Here is a 19,277-nt window from a genome sequence, read left to right as displayed (position 1 = left end):
CCTTCTCAGGATCAACCTTCATGCACCCCACTCGTCTCACGCCGCTGGCCCGCAGTCTGCGCAACCTCGTACTGGGCGCCAGCCTGAGCTTCGGCGCCCTGCCGGCCATGGCCGCCGAAACCAAGGTTTACCACATCGCCCCGGCGTCGCTGGAAAACGCCCTCAACCAGTTTGGTCGTGAAGCCGGCGTGCTGATTTCCTTCGGCTCACAAATCACCAGCGGCGTGCAAAGCCGTGGCCTCGAAGGCAGCTACAGCGCCGAACAAGGTCTCGATGCGCTGCTCGAAGGCACCGGCCTGCAAGCCCGCGCCGAGGGCAACAATGCCTTCAGCCTGCAACCGGTCGGCGACACGGCGCTGGAGTTGGACACCTCGAAAGTCGTCGGTGACTGGCTCGGTGATGCCGCGCAGGTCAACGTGTTCGAACACCCGGGTGCCCGCGATGTGATCCGCCGCGAAGATTTTGAACGGCAGGGCGCGACTCAGGCGCGCGATGTGCTCAACCGCATCCCCGGGGTCAACGCTCCGGAAAACAACGGCACCGGCAGCCACGACATGGCGCTGAACTTCGGTATTCGCGGCCTAAATCCGCGCCTGGCCGCGCGCTCGACCGTACTGATGGACGGCATTCCCGTACCGTTCGCACCCTACGGCCAACCGCAGTTGTCGTTCGCGCCGATCAGCATGGGCAACATGGATGCCGTGGACGTGGTGCGTGGCGGCGGCGCCGTGCGTTACGGCCCGCAGAACGTCGGTGGCGTGGTCAACTTCGTGACCCGCGCCATTCCCGACGCGCCGACGGTCAAGGGTGGCTTCCAGACTGAGACCAGCCCGTCGTCGAGTCACGATGGCTTCAAGACCAGCGCCAACCTGCTGGCCGGCGGCACCAACGAAAATGGTCTGGGCGGCGCGCTGCTGTACTCCGGCACCCGCGGCGGCGACTGGCGTGAACACAGCGACAGCGAAATCGACGACCTGATCCTCAAGGGCAAATACCAGCTCGACGAGGCCAACAGCTTCAACGCCATGGCCCAGTATTACGAAGGCAAGGCCGATATGCCCGGCGGCCTCAGCGTTGCCGATTACGACGCCGATCCGTATCAGTCGACACGCCTGAAAGATCAGTTCTGGGGCCCTCGGACGATGTTCAACTTCGGCTATCGCTATCAGGAAGATCGCCGCGAATTCACCGCCAACACCTTCTTCACCAAAACCCTGCGCAGCGGCTATCTGGATCAGGGCACATTCCTCTCGCTGTCGCCGCGCGAGTATTGGGTGCGCGGTTTCGAAACCCGTTTCGCCCAAGGCTTCGACCTCGGCCCGACCAGCCACGAAGTCGGCGTCGGCTACCGCTACATCAACGAGGCCGGCCACGAATTGCGCTATCGCACGCCGATCAGCAGCAACCAATACCCGACCACCGACAGCCGCAACGACCGCGATACCCGCGGCGGCACCGAAGCCAATGCGTTCTTCGTCGACGATCGTATCGACATCGGCAAATGGACCATCACCCCGGGCGTGCGCTACGAGATGATCGAGTCGCAGCAGACCAACAACCTGACCGACGTCAAATACAAGGGCGACTACAACACCGCGCTGCCGGCACTGAACGTGCTGTATCACCTGAGCGACAGCTGGAATCTGTACGCCAACACCGAAGGTTCGTTCGGCAGCGTGCAGTACAGTCAGATGCCCAACCGCGTGAGCAGCGGCGAAGTGAAACCGGAGAAGGCGCGCACCTGGGAACTCGGCACCCGTTATGACAACGGCGCACTGCGCGCGGAGATCGGCGCGTTCCTGATCAACTTCGACAACCAGTACGAAAGCAACCAGACCAACGACTCGGTGATCGCCCGTGGCGAGACCCGTCATCAGGGCATCGAGACCAGCGTCAACTACGCGCTGGATGACTTGAGCCCGGCACTGGCCGGTTTCGATGTGTACGCCACTTATGCCTATGTCGACGCGACCATCCGCGAAGACGGACCGAACAAGGGCAATCGCGTGCCGTTTTCCTCGAAACACAAAGGCACGATTGGTGTCGGTTACACCGAAGGGCCGTGGAAGCTCAACGTCGACAGCAGCTTCCAGAGCGACCAGTTCGCCGACAACGCCAACACCTCGAAAGAAAGCGCCGACGGCAGCACCGGCAAGATCCCCGGCTACATGCTGTTCAGCAGCCGCGCCGGTTACGACTTCGGCCCGCAGTTGTCGGATCTGAACGTGGCGGTGGGGGTGAAGAACATCTTCAACACCCAGTACTTCACCCGTTCGTTCGATGACAACAACAAGGGCAAGTACGTGGGGGAACCGCGTACGGTGTATGTACAAACCTCTGTAGCTTTCTAAAAAAACTGTGGCGAGGGAGCTTGCTCCCGCTCGGCTGCGAAGCAGACGTAAATCCTGCTTATGCGGTCTGGCTGTTGAACGCCTTTGCAGGTTTTGGGGCCGCTTCGCAGCCCAGCGGGAGCAAGCTCCCTCGCCACACTGTTCAGCAACACAAACAAAAACGGGCCTGCTTGCGCAGGCCCGTTCTCATGGGGTGGCTTGAAAAATCAGCGCATCAACTGTTGATCGCTGCCTGTTCGTTCTCCAGAAACTCTTCTTCCAGCAGTGCGTCATTCGCCTTGCTGAATGGCACGATGGCGGCGCGGGGTTTGCCCCGCAGTTTGCCAAACAGGTGCTCCAGCGCGTGTTCCAGTTTTTCGGCTGCACCATCGATCGCCTGTTCCAGCGAATCGGCTTTATGGGTGACGGAAATCGGTTGATGGCCTTTTGGCCGCGCTTCCAGTTGGCAACGCATGTCATGAGGACCTGGTTTGTCGCCGTTCTCGTCGCTCAGGTGGACTTCGACACGGGTCAGGTCTTCTTCATAACGGTCGAGCGTGCTCTCAATAGTTGTACGTACCCACTCCTCCAGTCGTTTACTGCTTTGAATATGGTTATCGCTGTTGACTTGGATTTGCATAGTTCATCCCTTATTTCAGCTAGCTCGCGAGAGGCCTCGAATTGAATTTCCTGACCTCTTGGTTACAACAATCGGCCCGACCGGCGAACATTTCAACCCCTGAAAAAAGATAAATATTCATTCGCAAAAAAAGCCGGACAACCGGGCAAGTCACTGGTAAGGTCGGGAGTTGGGTTGCCTCGCTACCCCGCAAGATTTGGTCACAATTGCCCGTCATTCAACGGGTGCAAGCTGCGGAAAATCCCCGCCTCCTCCACCAGCCAGTCATGCACCGCGCGCACGCCCGGATGGCTCAACGCCCCCGGCGCATACAGCAACACGTAGCGTTTGTGGTTAGGCACCGACAGGCCGAACGGCACAATCAACGTCCCGCGCTCCAGCTCATCGTTGAGCAGCGTGCGCCGGGCAATTGCCACACCCATACCGGCGATCGCCGCTTCGATGGTCAAGTGATTGCGATTGAACGTGTGCCCACGCCGCACGTCGGCGCCCTCGAAGCCAATCGCATTCAGATAGAACTCCCATTCCGCATATTCATAACTGCCACGCCACGCGGTGATGTCGTGCAACAACGGAAAATGCACCAGATCCACCGGCCCATGCAGCGGCGGACGTCCACGCAACAGGCTCGGCGCGCACACCGGGAAAATCTGTTCGTCGAGCAAGGCTGTGGATAACAGCCCCGGATAGCTGCCGTCATTCAGGTCAATCGCCAGATCAAAATCGCCCTCATGCAACGGCACGCTGCTGTCCTCGGCCACCAGGCGCAACTGGATGTCCGGATAGCGCTGTTGCAGACGCGGCAAACGCGGGGTCAGCCATTTGCTGAGGAACGATGGAATCGAACGCACCCGCAGAATCCCGCTGATCATCCCGGCATCCAGACGACGCAATTCAGCATCGATGCTGCCATAGGCCTCGTTGACCGTGATGGCCAGTCGCTGGCCTTCCGCACTCAACTCGACACCCCGCGCTCGTCGATGGAACAGGCGAAAACCCAGACGCTCTTCCAATTGGCGAATCTGCTGACTGACCGCCCCCGGAGTGATGTGCAGCTCTTCCGCACAACGGGTGAACGACAGGTGCCGCGCGGCACAGGAAAACACCTGCAGCCAGACGTAGGTCTGGGCATGCAATTGACGACTCATCGTTTAGTCCTGCTAAAGGCTTTCTTAGGAAGTTTCGTTGGTCACGTAGGACCGAGGTAGGCAGTATCGCCGACATTGCGCTTGTCCTACAAAAAATGGCAGCGATTCCTACTCCATTGCTTGTAAGGGTTTAGCATGGCTATCAGTGTTTTCGATCTATTCAAAGTCGGCATCGGTCCGTCCAGCTCCCACACCGTCGGCCCGATGCGCGCCGCCGCAACCTTCGCCCAGGCGCTGATCGACCAACGGTTGCTCAACGATGTGCGTCGCGTGGAAATCCGCTTGTACGGTTCGCTGTCGGCCACCGGTGTCGGCCACGCCACCGACCGCGCCACGGTCATGGGCCTGATGGGCGAATGGCCGGACAGCATCGATCCGGCGACCATCGACCCACGCATCCAGCAACTGCGCGAAACTGGTCTGCTGTCTCTGGCCGGTCACAGAGAAATTTCCTTCAACTGGCAGCGCGATCTCCTGCTGCTGGGCGAAAGCCTGCCCTACCACCCCAACGCCATGTCGCTGACAGCCTTCGGCGAAAGCGCCGAGCTGTTCACGCAGACGTACTACTCGATTGGCGGCGGTTTCATCATCGAAGCCGCGGAAGCCGAGTCCGGTGTGGCACCGGCCGGCGACGTGGTGCTGCCGTACGATTTTTCCAGCGCTGCCGAACTGTTGAGCCTGTGCAAGCAGCGCAACTTGCGCGTGTCGGAACTGATGATGGCCAACGAACGGGCCTGGCGCAGCGACGCTGAAATCCGTAACGGCTTGCTGCACATCTGGTCGGTGATGCGCGAGTGTGTCGAGCAAGGCCTGCGTCACGAAGGCATTCTGCCCGGTGGGCTGAACGTGCCGCGCCGCGCCGCGAAATTGCACCGCAGCCTGCTGGAAATCGGCAAGCCGAATGTCATCAGTTCGACGCTGTCGGCGATGGAGTGGGTCAACCTGTTCGCCCTCGCCGTCAACGAAGAGAACGCTGCCGGCGGGCGCATGGTGACCGCGCCGACCAATGGCGCGGCCGGGATCATTCCGGCGGTGCTGCACTACTACATGAAATTCAATCCGGACGCGTCTGACGATGATGTCGTCGCGTTCTTCATGGGCGCCGCCGCCGTCGGCATTCTGTGTAAGAAAAATGCCTCGATCTCCGGCGCCGAAGTCGGCTGTCAGGGCGAAGTCGGTTCGGCCTGCGCCATGGCCGCGGCGGGCCTCGCTGAAGTGCTCGGCGCGACCCCGGAGCAACTGGAAAACGCCGCCGAAATCGGCCTGGAACACAACCTCGGCCTGACCTGCGACCCGGTCGGCGGCCTGGTGCAGGTGCCGTGCATCGAGCGCAACGCTATCGCCGCCGTGAAGGCGATCAACGCCACGCAAATGGCCCTGCGCGGCGACGGCAAACACTTCATTTCTCTCGACCGGGTGATCCGCACCATGCGTGATACCGGCGCCGACATGCACGACAAATACAAAGAGACTTCACGGGGCGGCCTGGCCGTGAGCTGGGTGGAATGCTGACGCGCATTCCCTGAGCGCCCCGGCAGGCCGACACCCGCGGCCTGCCAACCGTGAGCCCGAGCAAAAATAATAACGAGGCAAAAACGATGACCGATGTACGTACACCTGCTGCCGAAAATCCCGCTGTAGATCGCACACGCAACACCGAAATTGCCCACAAGGGCTGGAGCAAATCCGACACCACCTGGATGCTCGGTCTGTACGGCACTGCCATCGGTGCCGGCACCTTGTTCCTGCCGATCAATGCCGGTGTCGGCGGTTTCTGGCCGTTGCTGATTCTGGCGCTACTGGCGTTCCCGATGACTTTCTTCGCCCACCGCGGCCTGACCCGCTTCGTGCTGTCCGGGCGTTCGGGCGACATCACCGAAGTCGTCGAAGAACACTTCGGCATCGGTGCCGGCAAGCTGATCACCCTGCTGTACTTCTTCGCGATCTTCCCGATTCTGCTGGTGTACAGCGTGGCGCTGACCAACACCCTGAGCAGTTTTCTCGAACACCAATTGCACATCACCCCGCCACCCCGGGCGATCCTGTCGCTGGCGCTGATCCTCGGCCTGATGGCCATCGTGCGTTGCGGGCAGAACGTGATCGTCAAAGCCATGAGCGTGCTGGTCTATCCGTTCGTCGCCGCGCTGCTGTTGCTCGGCCTCAGCCTGATCCCGAACTGGAACGGTGCGTTCTTCGCCAGTGCCAAGGAGGCGATGCCGCTGTCTACGTTCCTCAAGACCATGTGGCTGGCGATCCCGGTGATGGTGTTCTCGTTCAACCACTCGCCAATCATCTCTGCGTTCGCGGTTGACCAGAAGCAACGCTACGGCGCCGAGGCCGAACGCAAAAGCAGCGGTATCCTCGCCATGGCCCACGGGATGATGGTGGTGACGGTGATGTTCTTCTGCTTCAGCTGCGTGCTGGCGCTGTCGCCGGCGGATCTGGCGGCCGCGAAGGCGCAGAACATTTCGATCCTGTCGTACCTGGCCAACCACTTCCAGACCCCGGTCATCGCTTACGCCGCGCCGCTGATCGCGCTGGTGGCGATCACCAAATCCTTCCTCGGCCACTACATCGGCGCCAGCGAAGGCTTTCAGGGCATGATCGTCAAGAGCCTGCGCGGTCGTGGCAAGGTGATGTCGGCGAGCTGGCTGAACCGTGCGACCGCGCTGTTCATGATCCTCAGTTGCTGGGCCGTTGCGACCTTCAACCCGAGCATTCTGGGCATGATCGAAACCCTCGGCGGACCGGTGATTGCCTGCCTGTTGTTCCTGATGCCGATGTACGCCATCCGCCGCGTGCCAGCCTTGCGCCAGTATTCGGGTCAGGCGTCCAACGTGTTCGTGGTGCTGATCGGCCTGATTGCACTGTCGGCGATCATCTATTCGGTTCTGCCCTGAAACGGGCCACAAATGACAAAGGCGAGCCGTGTGCTCGCCTTTTTTGTGCCGTATCCATTGTCCAACAATTTTCCCGGCACAGCCCTTGCTAAGCCCTATGTAGGAGCTGTCGAGTGCAACGAGGCTGCGATCTTTTGATCTTCATGACCGAAGTCAAAACAGCGCAGATCAAAAGATCGCAGCCTTTGGCAGCTCCTACAAAACGTAACACCACAGGCCACGGAATGGCCGATGGTCCGGTATGGCGAACCAACCCGATCACGGCCGGTCAACAACTGCACGTTCAATCAGGCGGTGACGCATCATGGACAACCCTTTTCAGATCATTACCGATGCCTTCGCGCCGGACTATCAGATCAACCTGAGCATTCAGGGACTGGACGGCAGCATCATGCTGACCCTGTCCAACAACGGCCGGATCGTCGCCAAACGGATGATCAGCGCCGAACAGCGCAACGATCCGGTAAGGCTCAAACGGCTGGTGCAAAGCATTCAGTTCGGCATCGCCATCGAACAGGGCCACAGCGCCATGGCGATCCTTGAAGCGATGACCAGCGGCGGCGGGCTGCCCCCGCCACCGCAGCAGAGCACCGGCCAGCCTCGGCCGTCGCTGGGACTTTAAAGCTCGCCCTTCTCGATCTCGGGGTGCTCACCGGAACCGGCGCCGAGCTTGCGTTGCGGTTTCTCGATCTTCACCGACGGAAATTGCGACGAAGCGTAACGCACCACCAGGATCGAGCACGCCAGCAGCAGAATGCCGCCGCACAGGTAGATGATGCCCATGTCCGGCGGGTTGTGGTGCGAGACGTTGGAGATCAGCAGGCGCGTCAACGCAGTGATCGCCACGTAGATCAGGAAGCGCACCGGCATGTGGTTGGTCTTGAAATAAATCCCGACCATCGCCCCCAGCTCCAGATAGATGAACAGCAACAGAATGTCATCGATCTTGATGTGACCTTCTTCGAGCATGCCGAGAAATTCCATCACCGCCGCCCACGCGGTCACCGCACCAATGGCAAACAGCGCCAGATAGTGGAAGGTCTCGACGAACAGGTTGCCCAGGGACTCGGCCAGTTGATGCACGTTTTGCCGCAGTTTCTCGGCCCAGTTTATTTTCACGATGATGTTCCTTAGCCCGACTCGGGCGGATGATGCGTGTTGGACGTGACGGTTTTCTGCACGTCTTGAGTTACATGCAGAAAAGAGGCCACGCCATCATGGCGAGCCAGCACCAAACCCGCGCCGTGGCGTTTGGTCGCAGACCCGAGCAATTGTCGCAGCGAGCCTGCTCGCGAATGGCCGCACTGCGATCCCACTGACAAATCCCGAATCCGGTCTACATTGAAAAGCCACTACCCAAAGCGCAGGGATTCGCTTATCCTTTCGCTGTATATAAATACAGTAGTCGCTAAGACAACTAAATGTGAAGGCATGTGAGGTGGTGAATGGCCGTCGAAGTGGTATACCGCAGCAGCCGAGATCTGGAGCGCTTGTTCATGGATAAAGCCGAAGCTGACCGTCATGACAAAATGCTCGAACTGGCCGAGATGCTGTCCGAAGTGTTGCAAAAAGCCGTTCCGTCGCTGAACGAGCAGCAGGTTGAAGAAGTCGGGATCTACATGGCGAAGAACCGCGATGTATTTGCCAAGGCCTTCAAGAGCCAGCCTGATGCGCTGTCGGAGCTGATCAATGCACCGGCAGAAGTCGTCGAAAAAGCCGAAGTGGCCGAGCCGGAAGAGGCTCCAGTGAAGCCGGTTAAAGCGGCGAAAGCTGCCAAGTAACAAAGTTTGAATCGAAAAGATCGCAGCCTGCGCCAGCTCCTGCATTGGAATACGTTTCCTGTAGGGGCTGGCGCAGGCTGCGATCTTTTGCTTTTCAGCGATACAAGACTTTCTCTGCCAACTCATCCGCTACCCGCGCCGGCGAACGCTTCTCGGCCTGCGCATGGGCGAATACTTCGGTCAGCCGCGAACTGATCTTCGACAGGTGCGCAGTAATCGTCCCCAACTCTTCGCCGCGATGCTTGAGCGAGACATAAATCAACCCGCCCGCGTTGATCACGTAATCCGGTGCATAGAGAATCCCGCGCCGCTCCAGTTGATCGGCCACGTCCAGATGCGTCAGTTGATTGTTGGCCGAGCCAGCCACCGCCGAGCAGCGAAGTTGCGTCACCGTATGGCTGTTGAGCACGCCACCGAGCCCGCACGGCGCAAGGATGTCGCAGGGTGTGCTGAGCAACGCGTCGTTGGCGATCGGATGCGCGTTGAGTTGCTCCATCGCCAGTTGCACCTTGCCGTGATCAATGTCGCTGACCAGCAATTCGGCCCCTGCCGCATGCAGCTGCTCGGCCAGTGCATAACCGACGTTGCCCAGACCTTGAATCGCCACGCGCAAACCTTCGAGGTTGTCGCTGCCCAGCCGCGCCATGGCGGTAGCGCGAATCCCGGTGAACACGCCCATCGCCGCATGCGGTGCCGGGTCGCCGGCCGAGGTGGTGCTGGTGACATGCTGCGTCTGTTGGGCGATGCAATCCATGTCCGCCACTGAGGTACCGCTGTCGATGGCGGTGATGTAGCGACCGTCGAGCTGATCGATGCAACGGCCAAACGCTTCGAACAGCGCGGCGCGATTTTCCACATGCGCCGGGCGCACGATCACCGCCACTCCGCCGCCCTGATCGAGCCCGGCCAGTGCCGCCTTGTAGCTCATGCCCTGCGCCAGGCGAATGGCGTCCTCGACCGCGGATTCGTCGTTGGGATAGGCAAGATAACGGCATCCGCCCAGGGCAGGGCCGAGGCGACTGTTATGAATGGCAATGACCGCCTTCAACCCGGTGACCGGGTCAACGCTGAGGTGCAGCGATTCCAGGCGAGTGCTTTGCATGAGAGCGAACATCGGCAGGCTCCCGAATCACTTCTGGTAGACGCCAGTATAGGCTTGCGCCCAAAAATTGCTGAAGCGCACCGGAATAAGCGCCAGCGGCAACGGTGACTTTGCGGCATAACCTGACCGGTACTGGACGAATGGCGCGGACGGGGCTAAAACGAGGCATTCCCCGGAGATTGCAATGAGCCCGCGCCAACGTTTTTTCGAGTGTCTGCACCGTTCACCGCCCGCGTTGTTCGACGCGGCGCTGTGGATGGCTGCCGAGCACGAAAAAGGCCTCGATGTCGAAGCGCTGCAGCAAGACTTCAAGGAGCTGCAGCAGCGCGTCAGCTACGGCTTGCCGATGCTGCCGGTCAGCGAACTGGCGCAGCCATTGCTGCGGCGGATGAATGACCTGGGGTTCGCCCAGGACGATTTTCTGCCGCTACGCCCGCAGGTCGCGTTGTTGCACAAAGTGTTGCAGACCCGTCGCGGCCAGCCACTGACCCTGTCCTTGATTGCCTTGGAACTGGCACGCCGTCTGGAAATCCCGCTGGTCGGGGTGAACTTCCCCGGGCATTTCCTGCTGCGGGTGCCCGGTGCCGATCACCTGCTCGACCCGTGTGGTGGCCGGCGTCTGTATCCCAACGATTGTCGCGAGTTGTTGCAGCGTCAGTACGGCGCGCATCTCAAACTCAAAGCCGATCATCTCGCCACCGCCACCCCGCAGCAGATGCTCCAGCGCCTGTCACGCAATCTGCGTCAGTTGCATCTGGCTCATGAGGATTACATCGCCGCATTGATCGACGCTGAACGCGTACTGGAACTGGGCACCGCCAGCGCTGCCGATTATCTGGCCCGCGCCAGCCTGTACCAACGCCTCGACTGCCCGAACGCCGAGCGCTTCGATCTGGAGCATGCGCTGCTGCTCAGTGACGATCCGGTCCAGCGCCTGCGCCTGACTGAACGGCTTGGGCACCTGCCCCCAAACTCCGTCGTGCACTAAACGCTTTTTGTAGGAGTGAGCCTGCTCGCGATGCAAGCGCCGCCGTTTTTTCTGTCAGGCCGCGTTATCGTTCTTCGCGAGCAAGCCCGCTCCCACAGGGGGTTGTGTGGCGTCCGAGGGTGAGCGCACCTGGATGATCAGCAGTGCCGCGATGACCGCCGGAATCGCGCAGAAGAAGAAAATCTGCGCCACCGGGATGTGCATCGCCAGCAGCATGCTGCCGAACAGCGGCCCGAGGATCGAACCGAACCGCCCTACCCCCAACGCCCAGCCAGTGCCTGTGGCCCGCACATGGGCCGGGTAGAAGTTACTGGCGAAGGCGTTCAGCGTCAGTTGACCGCCGATGATGCAGAACCCGGCGGCAAACACGCAGGCCACCAGATAGCGTGGATTGTCGTGGTTCAAACCCAACAGAATCGTGCACAGCGCCGCCCCGGCCAACACCGCGCAGAGCAAGCGCACCTTGCGTTGCAAACGGTCGGCAAACCAGGCCATGCACACCGCGCCCAAGGTACCGGCGAACAGGAACATCGAGGTCACCAGGTTGGCTTCATTGAGTTTCAGGCCGCTTTCCAGCAACAGCGTCGGCAGCCAGCTGATCATGAAATACAGCAGAATCAGGCTGACAAAAAACGTCGCCCAGATCAGCAGGGTCGGTCGCGCATAACCGTTACGGAACAGCTCGACCACCGTCAGTTTGCTGCCCTGCTCGCGCTCGTTCTGTTCGACCGAAGCGTCCGGCGGTTGCCAGTCCGGCAGCATCCGCGCGGTGACTTTGCGCAGCCGCGCATAGGGCGCAGGGTCGCGCAGCAGACGCGGCAGCGATTCGGGCAGCATCCACCACAGGAACGGGAACAGCAGCAGCGGCGTGACGCCACCGGCGAGGAACACCGCTTGCCAGCCAAAGCGGTCGATGAAGCCTGCGGCGACAAAACCACCCGCCGCACCGCCGAACGAAAACCCACAAGCGGCCAGCGTCACCATCAATGTGCGCAGACGCGGCGGCGAATATTCCGACATCAAGGCCATGGCACTGGGCATCGCCCCGCCCATGCCGATGCCGCAGATGAAGCGCGCGATCATCAGGGTATTCAGCGAATCGGCGAAGACCATCAGCACCGTGAGGCTGGCGTAGATCAACACGCAGGCGAGCAGGATTCGCCGCACGCCGAAGCGATCGGCCAGCGGCGTCACCGCAAGAGAACCAAGGGTCAGGCCCAACAGGTTGGCACTGAAAACAGGCCCGAACGCGGCTTTTTCCAGGCCCCAGTCCTGGGCCAGGGCCGGCACCACGTAACCGAGCACCTGGGCGTCGTAACCGTCGGTGACCAGCAGCAAGGCGAGCAGGATCAAGAGCAACCACTGATATCGGGACACAGGACGGGCGTCGAGTGCCGCGCGGAAGCTGGCAATCTGGTTGTGCATCGCAAGGTACCTGTTTTGTTTTTATGATTTTTTAGGTGCAACACGGACCACAGGTGGGAGCGAGCTTGCTCGCGAAAGCGGTGTGTCAGTCAACATTCCCGTAGCTGACACTCCGCTTTCGCGAGCAAGCCCGCTCCCACAGGGTCTTACGGTGTATCTGGCTGGTTGGCCGGATGCGCCTTGATGAACGCCGGATGTTCAGCCGCCAACGCCGCCACCCGCCGAATCCGTGGATAAGCCTCGAGCGAAACACCGAACCGCTCCGCCGCATACAACTGCGGGATCAGATAAACGTCAGCCACACACGGCCACTCGCCGAAACAGAAACCGCTGTCACCGATCAATTGCTCGACGGTCGCCAGCCCCTGACTGATCCAGTGCGCGATCCATTCCACCACCTGCGGCTCTTCGTGGCCCAACTGGCGCAGGCGATTGAGCACGCTGACGTTATGCAGCGGATGCACATCGCAGCCGATCACCGCCGCCACGCCGCGCACATGGGCACGCGCAGCAAGGTCTTCGGGCAGCAGTGGCAACTGTGGATAACGTTCTTCCAGGTACTCGATGATCGCCGGCGACTGAATCAGCAACTCGCCTTCATCGGTGCGCAAGGCCGGCACCCGGCCCTGCGGATTGATCGCCAGATACGCCGCCTGCCGATGCTCGCCCCCGGACGGCGCGATCAGGTTGACCGGCAGCGCGGTGTAGTCGAGCCCTTTCAGCGCCAGAGCGATGCGCACCCGGTATGACGAGGTCGAGCGGTAATAGGTGTAGAGATCCATGATCCGCTCCTGTCAGCGCGCCGCCAGCACTTTACCGCGGCATTCGCCGAAGCCGATCGAGGCGAAACCGTCACGGGCGCAGCGCGCACGCAGAATGATTTCGTCGCCGTCCTCAAGGAATTTGCGCACTTCGCCGGAGGCCAGTTCGATCGGCTTTTTACCGCCCTCGGTGATTTCCAGCAGGCTGCCGAACTGACCGCTTTGCGGGCCGGACAAAGTCCCCGAACCGAACAGGTCACCGGCCTGCAACTGGCAGCCGTTGACGCTGTGGTGCGCGACCATTTGCGCGACGGTCCAGTACATGTAGCGGGTGTTGCTCAGAGTCAGGCGATGGGCCGGCAGATTCTGTTCGCGCATGGCTTCGGTGAGCAGCAGCACTTCCAGTTCAATGTCGAAAGCGCCGCCATCCTGATCGCGTTTGTCGAACAGGTATGGCAGCGGCTGTGGATCACCTTCCGGGCGCGCAGGTTGTGGGGTGCGGAATGGCTCAAGCGCTTCGGCCGTCACCACCCACGGAGACACACTGGTGATGAAGCTCTTGGAGAGGAACGGGCCGAGCGGTTGGTATTCCCAGGCCTGGATATCGCGGGCCGACCAGTCGTTGAGCAGGCAGAAACCGGCGATGTGTTCGGCGGCATCACCGATGGCAATCGGCTCGCCCATTTCGTTGCCCTGGCCGATCCAGATGCCCAGCTCCAGTTCGTAGTCCAGACGTGCGCAAGGGCCGAAGGTCGGCTCGCTCGCACCGGCCGGCAGGGTCTGGCCTTTCGGACGACGCACGTCGGTGCCGGAGGCGCGCACCGTGGAGGCGCGACCGTGGTAGCCGATCGGCACGTGCTTGTAGTTCGGCAGCAGTGGATTGTCCGGACGGAACAGTTTGCCGACGTTCTGCGCGTGCTCGATGCCCACGTAGAAGTCGGTGTAATCGCTGATGCGCGCCGGCAGGTGCAACTGGCAATCAGCAGCCAGTGGCAGCAGTTTCGCGCCTTGGGCTTCGATGGCGCCGCGATGGCTGCTGCCCTCGCTGAACAATTCCAGCAAACGGCTGCGCAAGGCTACGCGGGCTTCGCGACCGAGGTCGAAGAAGGCGTTCAGCAGACCGCCGTGCATGGCTTCGACCGCGCTGCGTGCCGCGCCGTCGAACAGCCCGGCTTCGAGCGCCACTTGCAGATCGAAAATGTGCTCGCCGATCGCCACGCCTGCGCGCGGCGCCGCGCCATTGAGACTGAACACGCCCAGCGGCAGGTTCTGCAACGGGAAATCCGCGTGGCCGTTGGCCGAAGCAACCCAGCTGCGGGTGATGGAAGTCTGAGTCATGGGTTATCTCCGGGTCGGGTCGAACGTGGCGGGCAGCGTGGCCCAGCAGGCGTCGTAATTGGATTGCAGTTGCGGGCAGTCGAGGGCGAAGCGGCTTGGGCGCAGCACCTGACTGGTCTCGAACATGAAGGCCATGGTGTTGTCGATCTTCGCTGGTTTGAGTTCGGCGTTGATCGCTTTGGTGCAGGTTTCGCCATCCGGGCCATGGGCGCTCATGCAACTGTGCAGGGACGCACCGCCGGGCACGAAACCTTCAGCTTTGGCGTCGTACTCGCCCTGGATCAGGCCCATGAATTCGTTCATCAGATTGCGGTGGAACCACGGTGGACGGAAGGTGTTCTCGGCGACCATCCAGCGTGGCGGGAAGATCACGAAGTCGAGGTTGGCCAGCCCGTGCACGCTGGTCGGCGAAGTCAGCACGGTGAAGATCGACGGATCCGGGTGATCGAAGCTCACGGTGCCGATGGTATTGAAACGGCGCAGGTCGTATTTGTACGGCACGTTGTTGCCGTGCCAGGCCACCACGTTCAACGGCGAATGATCGAGCTCGGTGCCCCACAACTGACCGAGGAATTTCTGCACCAGCGTGCTCGGCTGCTGCAGGTTTTCGTAGGCGGCGACCGGGGCGAGGAAGTCCCGCGGATTGGCCAGACCGTTGCTGCCGATCGGCCCCAGATCCGGCAGGCGCAGCGGCGCGCCGTGGTTCTCGGCGACGTACCCGCGCGCTTGCGGATCAAGCAGCTCGATGCGGAATTTCAGGCCACGCGGCAGCACGGCGATTTCCAGCGGCGCGACTTCAAGCACACCGAGTTCGGTGGCAATCCGCAGCCGCCCGAGTTGCGGCACCAGCAGCAGCTCGCCGTCGGCGTTGTAGAACACCCGCTCCATCGAACGGTTGGCGCAATAGTTGTAGATGCTGATGCCGGCCGGTTTTTCCGCCGCCGAATTGGCGACCATGCCGACCAGACCGTCGATGAAATCGGTCGGCTCAGCGGGGATCTGCAGCGGATTCCAGCGCAGGCGATTGGGCGTCACTTCACCCAGCGGGCCGCCGGCCAGTTGCCGCTCCAGTTTGACGAACGCCGGGTGATTGGCCGACGGCTGAATGCGATACATCCAGGTGCGCCGGGCTTCACTGCGGGTCATGGTGAATGCAGTGCCGGAGAGCAATTCGGTGTAGAGGCCGTAGGGGGCTTTTTGCGGGGAGTTCTGGCCGATGGGCAAGGCGCCGGGCAACGCTTCACTGCTGAATTCGTTGCCGAAACCGGACTGATACGCCAGCTCCGACGCGTTTGAATCGAGGTTCATGGAGCCTCCTGAACAGGGAGTCGGCAGTGGCCCATCGCTCTGGCTCAGAGGTTTGCGCACGCCGGGGTTGTTATTATCGTAATTCGATTACGCATAACGTAATTTGCTCGCTATCCAGCGTCAAGCTATAAAGACGCCCATTCGTTTTGGAACCCGGCCGCACCATGGAAAAAACCAGCGACAGTAACGGCAAACAGAAAGTCCGCTCCGCCGAGGTCGGCACCGACATCCTCAAGGCTTTGGCCGAGTTGTCGCCGTCCACCTCGCTGTCGCGTCTGGCCGAACATGTGCAGATGCCGGCCAGCAAGGTGCACCGCTATCTCCAGGCCCTGATCGCCAGCGGCTTCGCCGAGCAGAACGCCGCCACCAACCATTACGGCCTCGGCCGTGAAGCGTTGCGCGTGGGCCTTGCAGCCCTGAACAGTATGGACGTACTCAAAGTCGCCGCCCTGCCCCTGTCCGAGTTGCGCGACGAACTGAATGAAACCTGTTTTCTCGCGGTGTGGGGCAATCAGGGCGCGACCGTGGTGCACATCGAACCGGCGGTGCGCGCGGTGACGGTGGTGACGCAATTGGGTTCGGTATTACCGCTGCTCAGTTCGTCCACCGGGCTGGTGTTCAGCGCCTACCTGCCACATCGCGAAACCGATGAATTGCGCGAGCAGGAAACCGCCGTCGCCAATCATCCGCTGGCCGATGAAAAAACCTATTCGGACCTGTGCGAACAGATCCGCGCGCGCAGCCTGCATCATGTGCATGGCTTGCTGATGCCCGGTGTGGACGCGCTGTCGGCGCCAGTGTTCAACGCGGTCGGGCAGATCACCGCCGTGCTCACCATCGTCGGCCCGACCTCGCTGTTCCACGCCGATGAAAACGGCCCGGCTGCCCAGCGTTTGCTGGCGGCAGCGCGAGCCGTCAGTTGGCGAATGGGCTATCAGGCCGACGACCTCCATCCCTGAAGCGCCGCCGGCCATGTCTCGCAATCAGGCGAGGGTGGTTTTGCTGGCGGTGCTCTGCGGGTCATCAAGGATCTCTTGAATCACCTCCAGCAAGCGTTTGGGCAATCGAGTCTGACCGGACGCTTCGGCCACCAGCTTCTCGATCACGTAAGCATCGCCTATCAGCCCGATGACGTTCTTCTGAACTTGGGTCACCGACGCCTTGGTGAACCCGGCCTTGCCCAGGGATGCCAACTCGATCAGCGCGTCCTTGAAATGCCCGATGGCGCGCGCCCGGTCGCCCAACCCATAAGCCTCGAACCCTTGCACCATCGCTTTGGTGAACAGCACGGCCGTGAGGGCGATGCCGACGGGCGCGAACACAATACTGATGGCTCCCGCCGCCGCGACCACCGCGTCGAACAGCAGACCGCCGATGATTTCCTTGAGGCTTCGGGTCTTCTCATCCACATCGGCAATCACCTTGTGCAGAACGCTTTCGTAACACTCGTTGAAATCGGTGATGTGAATCCTGCCATTGAGCGTTGGGGCCTGCGTGGCTCTGGACGATTCTTCAAGCTCACGCAGATAGCTCCCCACCTGCAGCTGATGCTTCACGTAGAGCCGCTGATGCAGGTAGTCGCCCAGGCCTAGTGTCTTGACCGCACTGACAAACTCGTTGAACGGTCGCAACTCGCGGCCATCCGGAGCGTCGGGGGTAAACAGGTATTCGATGACCTGCCCCTGCAGACGCAGCCTGAACACATAGACCCCCACTACCGGCCGCAACAACAGATGCAACTGATGCAGAACACTGTGCCCGACGTTGCCGAAGGCGTCGGCCTGCCGGGTGATCTGTCGCGGATCATTTTCGACGTACAGGTTGACTACCCCGAGCAAGGCCTCAACGTGCGCCTGCGGCAGTTGCCCATTGAACTGTCCCTGCATGATCGCCACCCGCATCCGCCGCTGCAGGATGGCCAGTGCAATGCCTCGCTTGAGCAGCCCCTCGGAATTGGCTGGATTGAGGTCAACGGCGCGTAGCTGACCGATGTATTGCTCCCCCGGACGCAAGGTTCTCGACCAACTGGCGATGTCACGGATATCCAGCCCAGTGAACGGCGGATGCCCGTCCAGCAGCACGAAACGCGGGTATAGCGGCTGCCCCGTTTGATCGGCATAAAACGCGACCTCACCCACGATCAACTCATGCAAGGTCATCCTCTGTCGCTCGTCGATCTGCACCTCGATCAGGTCCGGGTCGATGACAACCTGCTGGCCCCGTTGCAACAAGACTTCTTCTACCCGCGCCTTGATCAGATCACGGCAAAACTTTTCATAGGATGCAAAACCGCACTGGCGTATCTGGATGGTCTGCAGCGCCTTGAGTTCGCAGTTGATCCGGGTGAAGCCCTGACGCAACGTTTCATCCGCCGTGCGGTAGCCGTATGGCGTCTGACTTTCTTCCTGCGACACCCGCCAGGCGCGCTCGTTGAAAACCAGAGGATCGAGCACTTCGGCACCGCCAGAGTGCGCGGGCGCGAGCGTCAGGCCGATCCAGGCATCGCCGCGCTGAGAAGCCTGTTTGAGGTAACCAGTGATTTGCTGGCGATCCAGGGCATGGGACTGCCAGGTCAGATAGTCACGTCCACGCTCGGTGGCCGCCCAGGCCGCTACTTCAAGATTGAGGATTCGGAAGGTGTGTTTCTCATACCAGTCCCGACCGTCGGGCGACCCCGGGGCATACAGCAGCCAGCTATCCTCGCCCGGGCCGCGACTGCCGATGGCCACCAGATCCTTGAGCGCGCGGACGTCCGCACGCATCTGCAAAGGGGCAATCGTCAGCGCCGCGTCCCCGGCGACGGCTCTTTGAATCCGCTGCAAGTTGGCGTCACTCAAATGTCCCTGACACTTCGCGGCAAAAGCACTCAGCAGCAATTGATCACGGATGAGGCTGTTCAAGGCTGCCAGCACGCCCTGGCGTTCGTACGCCTTGCGCAAGCGGACACCGTATTCGGCGCGAACACTGCTGGTGACGATTTTTTCCAGCCATGGCTGGTTCAGACCCGCGGGCAGTCCGTCCCCGGAAAAGCTGATTCGCCCGCGCATGCCCGGCTCATGCAGGCCTTGTAGCAACAGATCCGTCAACGAGCGCCTGTCCTCCTGAATCACCGTGCGCCCCGCCGCCTGGAATACATAACGGCTGTGAGTGACGATCAAATCAGGATCCAGTGGGTTGCCGAAGTCCTGCTCCAACTCCCGACTCATCAGTGAACGGGCGAAAGCGCGCAAACTTGCGGCGTCCTCCAGTTGCCGATCCAGCTCGACCTGGCTATCGACCCACTGCTGTTCCAGCTCGCAGTACTTAAGTTTCTCTTCCGCCCCTACACGGCTCAGCCATGTCGGCGCAGTGCTGTCTTGAGTGAGAATATGTGTGTTCATGACGTTCATTGAATTGCCCTTATGAGAAGTCGATCAGCCAATTCCAAAAATTGGCAACCCAATCTAAATAAGGACAAACCAACTCCCAACCTCACAACCAATACCAAAATCCAGAGAACATGACCGCATATGACACAGCGTCAATGTCGAAACATAAATGTGACTTGACCCCACAG

Annotated in this window: 15 protein-coding genes and 1 pseudogene; 7 read left to right on the top strand and 9 right to left on the bottom strand. The window is 60.9% G+C overall.

What is annotated here, in order from left to right:
* Nucleotides 1–20: 20 nt before the first annotated feature.
* Nucleotides 21–2,351 carry a TonB-dependent Fe(3+) dicitrate receptor FecA gene (gene fecA / locus ACVHNU_RS01180; RefSeq protein ID WP_473018833.1) on the top strand — a complete coding sequence of 777 codons (2,331 nt, stop codon included), beginning with the start codon at nt 21–23 and terminating at the stop codon, nt 2,349–2,351.
* A 214-nt stretch (nt 2,352–2,565) separates the two neighbouring features.
* Here fecA and ACVHNU_RS01175 read toward each other — a convergent pair whose 3' ends face one another.
* Together ACVHNU_RS01175 and ACVHNU_RS01170 are read right to left on the bottom strand one after the other, a co-directional pair.
* Nucleotides 2,566–2,970, bottom strand: coding sequence for an HPF/RaiA family ribosome-associated protein (locus tag ACVHNU_RS01175; RefSeq protein ID WP_003221782.1), 405 nt, complete (start codon nt 2,968–2,970; stop codon nt 2,566–2,568).
* Between the two features lie 200 nt (nt 2,971–3,170).
* Nucleotides 3,171–4,118 (bottom strand): LysR substrate-binding domain-containing protein, encoded by a 948-nt coding sequence (locus ACVHNU_RS01170; protein WP_103369604.1) that lies wholly within the window; start codon nt 4,116–4,118, stop codon nt 3,171–3,173.
* A gap of 135 nt (nt 4,119–4,253) precedes the next feature.
* Between ACVHNU_RS01170 and ACVHNU_RS01165 the strand changes: the two genes are divergently transcribed.
* From ACVHNU_RS01165 to ACVHNU_RS01155, 3 genes are all read left to right on the top strand, one after another.
* A complete protein-coding gene (locus ACVHNU_RS01165) occupies nt 4,254–5,630 on the top strand; it encodes an L-serine ammonia-lyase (RefSeq protein WP_473018832.1) in 1,377 nt (458 codons plus the stop codon).
* A gap of 86 nt (nt 5,631–5,716) precedes the next feature.
* Nucleotides 5,717–7,018, top strand: a complete 1,302-nt coding sequence (locus tag ACVHNU_RS01160) for an HAAAP family serine/threonine permease (protein ID WP_473018831.1) — start codon at nt 5,717–5,719, stop codon at nt 7,016–7,018.
* Between the two features lie 304 nt (nt 7,019–7,322).
* A complete protein-coding gene (locus tag ACVHNU_RS01155) occupies nt 7,323–7,640 on the top strand; it encodes a DUF3509 domain-containing protein (RefSeq protein ID WP_262142054.1) in 318 nt (105 codons plus the stop codon).
* Here the strand turns inward: ACVHNU_RS01155 and ACVHNU_RS01150 are convergent.
* Nucleotides 7,637–8,137: a phosphate-starvation-inducible protein PsiE gene (locus tag ACVHNU_RS01150; RefSeq protein WP_473018830.1), complete on the bottom strand. Its 501-nt coding sequence runs from the start codon at nt 8,135–8,137 to the stop codon at nt 7,637–7,639. The two genes, ACVHNU_RS01155 and ACVHNU_RS01150, sit on opposite strands and share 4 nt — an antisense overlap.
* A gap of 326 nt (nt 8,138–8,463) precedes the next feature.
* Here ACVHNU_RS01150 and ACVHNU_RS01145 point away from each other — a divergent pair.
* Nucleotides 8,464–8,718 (top strand): annotated as a pseudogene (locus ACVHNU_RS01145) (YebG family protein); the annotation flags it as partial.
* 175 nt (nt 8,719–8,893) lie between these two features.
* Here ACVHNU_RS01145 and ACVHNU_RS01140 read toward each other — a convergent pair.
* Nucleotides 8,894–9,913: a Glu/Leu/Phe/Val dehydrogenase family protein gene (locus ACVHNU_RS01140; RefSeq protein WP_103485823.1), complete on the bottom strand. Its 1,020-nt coding sequence runs from the start codon at nt 9,911–9,913 to the stop codon at nt 8,894–8,896.
* 172 nt (nt 9,914–10,085) lie between these two features.
* On the opposite strand from ACVHNU_RS01140, the gene ACVHNU_RS01135 reads away from it, so the two are divergent.
* Nucleotides 10,086–10,889: a SirB1 family protein gene (locus tag ACVHNU_RS01135; RefSeq protein ID WP_338800843.1), complete on the top strand. Its 804-nt coding sequence runs from the start codon at nt 10,086–10,088 to the stop codon at nt 10,887–10,889.
* A gap of 54 nt (nt 10,890–10,943) precedes the next feature.
* Here ACVHNU_RS01135 and ACVHNU_RS01130 read toward each other — a convergent pair whose 3' ends face one another.
* The 4 genes from ACVHNU_RS01130 to hmgA all read right to left on the bottom strand — a co-directional run bounded on the left by ACVHNU_RS01130 (nt 10,944) and on the right by hmgA (nt 15,721).
* The gene (locus tag ACVHNU_RS01130; protein ID WP_473018829.1) at nt 10,944–12,314 is read right to left on the bottom strand and encodes an MFS transporter; all 1,371 of its coding nucleotides are present in this window, start codon (nt 12,312–12,314) and stop codon (nt 10,944–10,946) included.
* 146 nt (nt 12,315–12,460) lie between these two features.
* The gene (gene maiA, locus ACVHNU_RS01125; RefSeq protein WP_103521449.1) at nt 12,461–13,096 is read right to left on the bottom strand and encodes a maleylacetoacetate isomerase; all 636 of its coding nucleotides are present in this window, start codon (nt 13,094–13,096) and stop codon (nt 12,461–12,463) included.
* A gap of 12 nt (nt 13,097–13,108) precedes the next feature.
* Nucleotides 13,109–14,413 (bottom strand): fumarylacetoacetase, encoded by a 1,305-nt coding sequence (fahA, locus tag ACVHNU_RS01120; RefSeq protein WP_103521450.1) that lies wholly within the window; start codon nt 14,411–14,413, stop codon nt 13,109–13,111.
* Between the two features lie 3 nt (nt 14,414–14,416).
* Nucleotides 14,417–15,721, bottom strand: coding sequence for a homogentisate 1,2-dioxygenase (hmgA, locus tag ACVHNU_RS01115; RefSeq protein WP_473018828.1), 1,305 nt, complete (start codon nt 15,719–15,721; stop codon nt 14,417–14,419).
* A gap of 164 nt (nt 15,722–15,885) precedes the next feature.
* Between hmgA and ACVHNU_RS01110 the strand changes: the two genes are divergently transcribed.
* Nucleotides 15,886–16,680: an IclR family transcriptional regulator gene (locus ACVHNU_RS01110; RefSeq protein WP_473018827.1), complete on the top strand. Its 795-nt coding sequence runs from the start codon at nt 15,886–15,888 to the stop codon at nt 16,678–16,680.
* Between the two features lie 24 nt (nt 16,681–16,704).
* On the opposite strand, the gene ACVHNU_RS01105 is transcribed toward ACVHNU_RS01110, so the two are convergent.
* Nucleotides 16,705–19,101, bottom strand: coding sequence for a dermonecrotic toxin domain-containing protein (locus tag ACVHNU_RS01105; protein WP_473018826.1), 2,397 nt, complete (start codon nt 19,099–19,101; stop codon nt 16,705–16,707).
* Nucleotides 19,102–19,277: the final 176 nt, after the last annotated feature.

Source organism: Pseudomonas sp. Ors-4-3C, assembly GCF_055755035.1.
Note: the sequence above shows the minus strand (reverse complement) of the source record. Positions and strands in the feature narration are given on the sequence as shown.